Annotated in this window: 2 protein-coding genes; one reads left to right on the top strand and one right to left on the bottom strand. The window is 71.4% G+C overall.

The genetic code is table 11. The features are described from left to right. The coding region (locus tag AB0M20_RS42680; protein WP_364307129.1) for a multicopper oxidase domain-containing protein at window positions 1-870 on the top strand (870 nt) is incomplete at its 5' end. Window positions 871-920: 50 nt separating this feature from the next. Here AB0M20_RS42680 and AB0M20_RS42675 read toward each other — a convergent pair. After that, window positions 921-1562 (bottom strand): hypothetical protein (locus AB0M20_RS42675; protein ID WP_364307128.1); only part of this gene is annotated, 642 nt, incomplete at its 5' end.

Here is a 1562-nt window from a genome sequence, read left to right as displayed (position 1 = left end):
GACAGCGGCCGCGTCGAACAGGAGGAGTTCGTCGACGCGGTGACCCTGGCGCCGTCGGAGCGGGCCGTCGTCGACGTCCGGTTCGAGACCACCGGCCCGGTGCTGCTGCAGCACCGGACGCCGAACAGGACGTACGACATCGCGGCCGTCGCGGTGGGCGACCGGCCGGTCCATCCCGCGGCCGGCGCAGCGTTCGAGTCCCTGCGCCGCAACGAGGATCTGCACGCCGAACGCGCGCGGATCGCCGCATACGTCGACGCGGCTCCGGACCGCACACTTCGCTTCCTCGCCGAGATGACCGCGGCGCAGGCGAAGCCCGGCCAGCACTATTCCTGCCCGATGCATCCACACGTGGTCTCGTCCGAGCCGGGCCACTGTCCCGAGTGCGGGATGGCCCTCCTGCCGCAGGACGTGCCCGTCGGCCACCACGGCGAGACAGGGCACGAGCATCCGGGCAGTGCCGCCCACGGCATCGAGTGGGAGGACGACATGGTGGAAGTCAATCGCGGCACGACGCCGGCGACCATGCGATGGAAGATCATCGACGCCGCGACGGACGCGGAGAACGCCGCGATCGACTGGCGGTTCCGGGTCGGCGACCAGGTGAAGATCCGATTGCTGAACGAGATGGCCGGCGATCACCCCATGCACCACCCGTTCCACATCCACGGCGCGGGACGGTTCCTCATCCTGAGCCGCGACGGCGTGCCGGAGCCGAACCTGGTCTGGAAGGACACCGTCCTCACCCGGGCCGGCGAGACCGTCGACATCCTCCTCGATGTCACCAACCCGGGCCGGTGGATGGCGCACTGCCACATCGCCGAGCACCACGAGGCCGGGATGATGTTCAGCTTCGACGTCCAGCCGTGAGCCGGCCGCCGGCGCCCGGGTTCATCGGACCACCTCGTAGTGCAGGTGGGTCACGCCGGGCGCCGGGATGGCCGGCGGCGCGCGATCAGCCGCACGACCAGCCGAACGAGGAAGAGCGCGGCGAGACCGAGCAGGCCGTACAGCAGCGGAAGCACCGTGGCGGCCCAGGGCCACCCCGGACCGGCCAACTCCAGGTCGGCCGTCTGATACTCCAGCGACTTGGCCTCCCACCGGGCGGTCGGCACGTTCACCGTCCGGGCGAGGTCGTGCAGCGCCGCCTCGAACGCGAAGTCCGGCCGAGCGTGCAGATACTCGGGCGCAAGGCCGAGCGAGTCGCGCGCGCGGGCCTCCAGGTCACGATCCGGCCGGAGGGCGGCGTCCGCGCCCGGCACCACCAGGCGATCAAGGCCCGTCGCATGGGCCACGTCGCCGCGCGGCACGAACACCAGGCCGTGCCGCGAACGTACCGGCTCCGTGCCGGCCGCACCCAGCGCGAAGGTGCGCGCGGCGTAGCTGGCGTCGTTGTAGGTGAGAAACGCCGAGGCCAGCTCGATCTCCCCGACCCGGTCGGTCACCACGACACCGATGTCCGGGCGGAACCGGAAGCTCGCGTTGACGCCGGCGATCAGGTCCCGCACGCCGAACGAGGTCCGCGGGATCGACCTCGGTGAACCCGGCGAATAGTGCCTCCA

The organism is Actinoplanes sp. NPDC051633 (assembly GCF_040681735.1).
Classification (GTDB): Bacteria; Actinomycetota; Actinomycetes; order Mycobacteriales; family Micromonosporaceae; genus Actinoplanes.
This window is presented reverse-complemented; position numbering and strand designations above follow the sequence as displayed.